The organism is Methanobrevibacter sp. (assembly GCF_045126245.1).
GTDB lineage: Archaea > Methanobacteriota > Methanobacteria > Methanobacteriales > Methanobacteriaceae > Methanocatella.
In genome coordinates, this window is record NZ_JBGVOG010000076.1 from 1 (window position 1) to 4735 (window position 4735).

At 34.3% G+C, this 4735-nt stretch carries 8 protein-coding genes; all 8 read right to left on the reverse strand.

Going from position 1 to position 4735, the window contains the following annotated elements; translation table 11 throughout:
- The coding region (gene argH, locus ACJMLZ_RS05785) for an argininosuccinate lyase (protein WP_405304460.1) at window positions 1-1289 on the reverse strand (1289 nt) is incomplete at its 3' end.
- 106 nt (window positions 1290-1395) lie between these two features.
- Window positions 1396-1548 (reverse strand): 30S ribosomal protein S27ae, encoded by a 153-nt coding sequence (locus tag ACJMLZ_RS05790; RefSeq protein ID WP_292784086.1) that lies wholly within the window; start codon window positions 1546-1548, stop codon window positions 1396-1398.
- Window positions 1549-1557: 9 nt separating this feature from the next.
- Window positions 1558-1884, reverse strand: coding sequence for a 30S ribosomal protein S24e (locus ACJMLZ_RS05795; protein ID WP_405304448.1), 327 nt, complete (start codon window positions 1882-1884; stop codon window positions 1558-1560).
- A gap of 19 nt (window positions 1885-1903) precedes the next feature.
- Window positions 1904-2413: a GTP-dependent dephospho-CoA kinase family protein gene (locus ACJMLZ_RS05800; RefSeq protein WP_405304450.1), complete on the reverse strand. Its 510-nt coding sequence runs from the start codon at window positions 2411-2413 to the stop codon at window positions 1904-1906.
- 10 nt (window positions 2414-2423) lie between these two features.
- Window positions 2424-2600 (reverse strand): transcription elongation factor subunit Spt4, encoded by a 177-nt coding sequence (gene spt4 / locus ACJMLZ_RS05805; RefSeq protein ID WP_405304452.1) that lies wholly within the window; start codon window positions 2598-2600, stop codon window positions 2424-2426.
- A 3-nt stretch (window positions 2601-2603) separates the two neighbouring features.
- Complete coding sequence (locus tag ACJMLZ_RS05810) at window positions 2604-3179, reverse strand: DNA-directed RNA polymerase (RefSeq protein ID WP_405304454.1); 576 nt, start codon at window positions 3177-3179, stop codon at window positions 2604-2606.
- Between the two features lie 30 nt (window positions 3180-3209).
- Window positions 3210-3608, reverse strand: coding sequence for a PIN domain-containing protein (locus ACJMLZ_RS05815; RefSeq protein ID WP_405304456.1), 399 nt, complete (start codon window positions 3606-3608; stop codon window positions 3210-3212).
- Between the two features lie 10 nt (window positions 3609-3618).
- On the reverse strand, window positions 3619-4735 hold a 1117-nt coding region (locus ACJMLZ_RS05820; RefSeq protein WP_405304458.1), incomplete at its 5' end, for a translation initiation factor IF-2 subunit gamma.

Consider the following 4735-nt stretch of genomic DNA (forward strand, 5'->3'; position numbering starts at 1 on the left):
CTGATTTTAACATTTTCAGCAGGATTTAAAGCTCTTTGAATTAAATCATAGGATAAATCCAATTTGTCAAAACCCAAATCGACTGCAATATCATCTATGAATTCGGAAGTGATATCCTCTTCAGCCATGTTTTTGGCTGTAGCTTCATTAACAATTCTTCCAACAATTTTATGAGCGGTTCTGAATGGAATCCTTTTTTCGCGAACCATAATATCTGCAAGGTCTGTTGCGGTTGCAAAGTTTTTGCCTGCAAGTTCAGCGCATCTGTCCACTTTAAATTCAACTGACAACATCATTTTTGTAACAATAGATAATGTTTCTTTGGTTACTTTAACAGCATTCCACAAATGAGGAGTAATTTCCTGCAAATCCCTATTGTAAGTATAAGGAATAGCCTTCAATATTGTCAGAATAGTTATTAGCTCACCGGTTGCAATGCTGGTTTTTCCTCTTGCAAGTTCAGCTACGTCAGGGTTTTTCTTTTGCGGCATAATAGAGGAAGTTGATGAATATTCATCTGCCATTTCAATGACTCCGAACTCATAAGTGCTCCATAACACCAATTCTTCACAGATTTTAGCTAATGTGGAAGACAGTGCCACCAGATCAAAGACAGTTTCTGCAATAAAGTCACGTGCTGAAACGCCGTCCATTGAATTTTCAAGATAAGCATCAAAACCTAGCAAATCAGTAGTCAATTGTCTGTTGATTGGAAAACTTGTGGTCGCCATGGCAGCAGAACCTAAAGGATTTAAGTTAATTCTTTTATAAGTGTCTCCTAAACGTTCATAATCCCTTTTAAGAGCTTGTACATGAGCCATCAAATGATGGGCGATTGTAATTGGTTGGGCATGTTGCAAGTGAGTGAAACCTATGAAAATGTCTTCCATATGTTCGCCTGCCATTTCAACAAGTCCTTCCATAAACTCTAGAATACCTATTTGAATTTCCTCCACCATTTCACGCAATACGAGCCTTACGTCACATGCAACCTGGTCATTACGTGATTTGGCGGTGTGCATATAACCCGCTTCGGGACCGATTTTGGAAGTTACATAATTTTCAATTGCCATGTGCACGTCTTCAACGGAAGCATCGAATACCAATGCATCAAAACCTTCTTCCTTAAGACTGTCAAGTGCACACAAAATCTTGTCTGCAATTTCCCCATCAATAATTCCTTCATGCTTTAGCATTGAAGTGTGTGCAAAATTAGTTTTAATATCAGCTTCAAAAAGAACTTTATCAGCATCATATGATGAAGTATATTCCGCTGCTTCATCAGTCATACCAGTCTTGAAACGACCATTCCTAATATTATCCAATGAAATCCCTTCTAAAAAATATGTTAAAAATTAAAAATAAATAAAAAAAGAAATGAAGATTTTAAAAATCTTATTTTTTCATTTCAGTGTATCCGCATTTACCACAAGCGAATCTGTCACCATGGTCAGCCATGAATACACCTTCACCACAACGAGGACAAATTGGGTTTTTCCTTTCGATTTTGTCTCCATCTACTTTGTAAAGATCAGATTTTCTTACCATTTAAATCACCTATTCTTCTGCTTCTGCTTCAGCATCTTCTTCAGCAGGCTCTTCTTCAGGTTCTTCATTTTTAGCAATGATGTGTTTAGCTTCAATGTATTTTAAATCATCAACAGTGCCGTAAACTTTAGCATAACCTACAGCTTTAGGTTCACCGTAGTGTGGCTGTACATTGTCTACAACAATTAAATCTTTTTTAGTGTTTAATAAAGCAACTAATTTTGATTTAATGTCTAATAATTTAGGAGTTGCCTCTCCATCATAATCAACATAAAATTTAATTTCCTTTCTGTTAAACAATTTGTTTTCTTTTTCGTCAATAAATTCAATTTCCATTATAAAACCTCATTTATTTTTATTCTTCAATAAATCCGTTAATAAGCTTTTGAGCTTTATCTTTTACATCAGAAACTTTTAAAAGCACCAAACCTTCATTTGGTTGACCATATAAAATTGTAGTTTCCGGATTCGCCATCAAGATGCAAGGAAGAACTGCAAGATCTTCTTCCCCTTTCACTTCAATTACATAACATACGCCATTGTTAGATAATTCAAGAGCTTGGCCTATGGTTTCCCATAGATCATCAGTAATAGTTCCGGCAGGATTGTCTACTTTTAAAATATTATCTGCACGTATAATATCATGAGAATGATTTTTTCTTTGAATCAGATTATCAATTATACCAATATTAGGAGATAATTCATATTTAGTGAGATTAGCAAAGGTCGCGTCACCTACAGAAATTAAAAATTCAGAAGACTTAATCTCTTCAATCGCATCTTCAAAGTTTGGATATAATGTGCCTAATGGCTTTTTAAGTTCTGAAATTATATCCCCATTTAATTCTGCATCTAAACGTAACACTATAAAACCTCTATCTTACTCTTAAACAATATTCGCCAGGGATTTTGATATTTAATTCTTTAGCAATATCAGAATCTTCCGGATCGGTAATAATTAAAAGACCACTCCAATTGTCAGAAGTTGGACTTCCGCAAGACGGACAATGATCTTTATTTGAAATCATTTTACAAACGGTACAAGCTTTCATTCTTTACCCCATACTTTTTTGTTTAGCTTCTTCTATCCACTCAAATCTACCTAAATTATTTTGTCTCATTGTAAGACCAATTTTAGACTTTCGGGTATTTTCCATATTATTGGTTGATTCATCTTTGATTGAAACACTAACAGCCCTTGCTCTAACTAAATCTCCTTCATCTAAAGATTTATTAGATTCTTTAGCTATTAATGCGCCTCTTTTAGCATCAAAATTGATATAATCATCAGTGACCTGAGAAACATGTATTAAACCATCCATAGGTCCAATTCTAACGAAAGCACCGAAATCAACAATTTCAATTACTTCCCCTTCTAGAATTTCATATTGTTCCGGTTTAAAGAAAAGTGCTTCAAAGACAACATTATGGTATGCAGCTCCATCACCCATAATGAGTTTACCTTCACCAATTTCATCTATATCATTGACACAGATAAATAAACCAAGTTTTTTATCTAAACGACCCTCGTAAGTTTCATTTAAAGTCTGAATAGCAACTTTATTAAGAGGCTCATCAAACTTATAAGGTGGAATTCTTACAGTGTCCTCAATTTTTGTTTTATAATACAAAATAATCCCTCATTTAATTAATAAGTTTAATTAATATAATATTTTACCATCAATAGCAATATATTTTTTTTGCCTTAAATATGCTACCGTGATTCCTTTATCTTTTGCACGTTTTTTTAATTCACTATCATTTGTAGCTAAAACTTCTGAAACTCTAAGTAACGCATCATCCACAGTTTCATTTTCAAGCAATGAAATATCCTTTATTTCAATTTTTGAAGAATTAGCTAACTTTAAGGCCAAATTTGCATTTAACCTTATTTTTCCTTTATTATTTCTTTTCAAACCCTTCAATTCATTGATAACAAAGCTTGGAGTAGTTAATTTATAAGAAGGTAATAATTTTTCAAGTTCGCTGATTACATCAACATTGAACTGAAAAGGAACCATAAAAAAATTGGTATCAATTACAACTTCTTTAGAGTTCATTATTCGCCCTCTATTTTATAATACCATAACCGATTAATCTCCAACGAGCTCCGACTCTACGACTTAAAGCGACCCTATCACCAGGACTAGCGCAAACAGGCAATTTAAGAGCAACATCAACATCGTTTTTCTTTGTTGAAGTAACAACACCTATAGTTGTTGTTGTACCGCAATTAATCATCAAAGCTTCTTTAATTTTAATTGGAGAAACTTCGCGTTCTTCTTTAGTACCCACTACACGATCAAGTAAATTAGCTTCCATTGAAAAGCTATTTAATACATCAGGCAATGTACCTTCTTCACCAGCAACAGTTCCGGATAATGAATCTGATTTGGTTAAAGACGGATCTAATTTAGTTGCAATACCTACAAGCCCTCCCGGACCGATTTCTTCAACCTGCTTACCATTGGCTTCAAGGCCGATGATTTCAGATTTTAGAGTGATTCTTTCACCGTTATTAGTAGGACCAGGTCTAATTTCAATAGTATCTCCAAGTTTAAATTTACCTTGGACTAAAGTACCACCAATAACTCCTCCCTTAATCTTATCAGCACCGGAACCCGGTTTGTTAATATCAAATGATCTGGCAACATGCATTAATGTTGTATCATCGATATTTCTTTCTGGAGGTTGAATTTGCTTTAGCATTGCTTCAATTAATATATCTACATTTGCACCTTGTTGAGCGGATACAGGTATTATTAAAGCATCTTCAGCACAAGTACCTTTAACAAATTCCTTAATTTCATTATAACTTTCAATAGCTCTTTCTTTTGATACAATATCAATTTTATTTTGAACTACAATAACATCCTTAACGCCAATTACATCAAGCGCCATCAGATGCTCTTTTGTTTGTGGTTGTGGACAAGACTCATTTGCAGCAATTACTAAAACAGCACCATCCATAATTGCAGCACCGGACAACATAGTTGCCATAAGGGTTTCGTGCCCCGGAGCATCAACAAATGACACTTTTCTAATCAATTCAGTTTCGCTGCCACAGATTTCACATTTTTCAGAAGTAGTATAACATTCAGGTTCATCACAGTTAGGGCATTTTCTAAATTCAATATCAGCATAACCTAAACGAATGGATATACCTCTTTTTGTTTCCTCACTGTGA

What these genes read in the sequence shown, in the direction of transcription:
- ACJMLZ_RS05790 (WP_292784086.1), bottom strand. Translation starts at nt 1,548, where the DNA reads ATGGTAAGAAAATCTGATCTTTACAAAGTAGATGGAGACAAAATCGAA.
- ACJMLZ_RS05795 (WP_405304448.1), bottom strand. Translation starts at nt 1,884, where the DNA reads ATGGAAATTGAATTTATTGACGAAAAAGAAAACAAATTGTTTAACAGA.
- spt4 (WP_405304452.1), bottom strand. Translation starts at nt 2,600, where the DNA reads ATGAAAGCTTGTACCGTTTGTAAAATGATTTCAAATAAAGATCATTGT.
- ACJMLZ_RS05815 (WP_405304456.1), bottom strand. Translation starts at nt 3,608, where the DNA reads ATGAACTCTAAAGAAGTTGTAATTGATACCAATTTTTTTATGGTTCCT.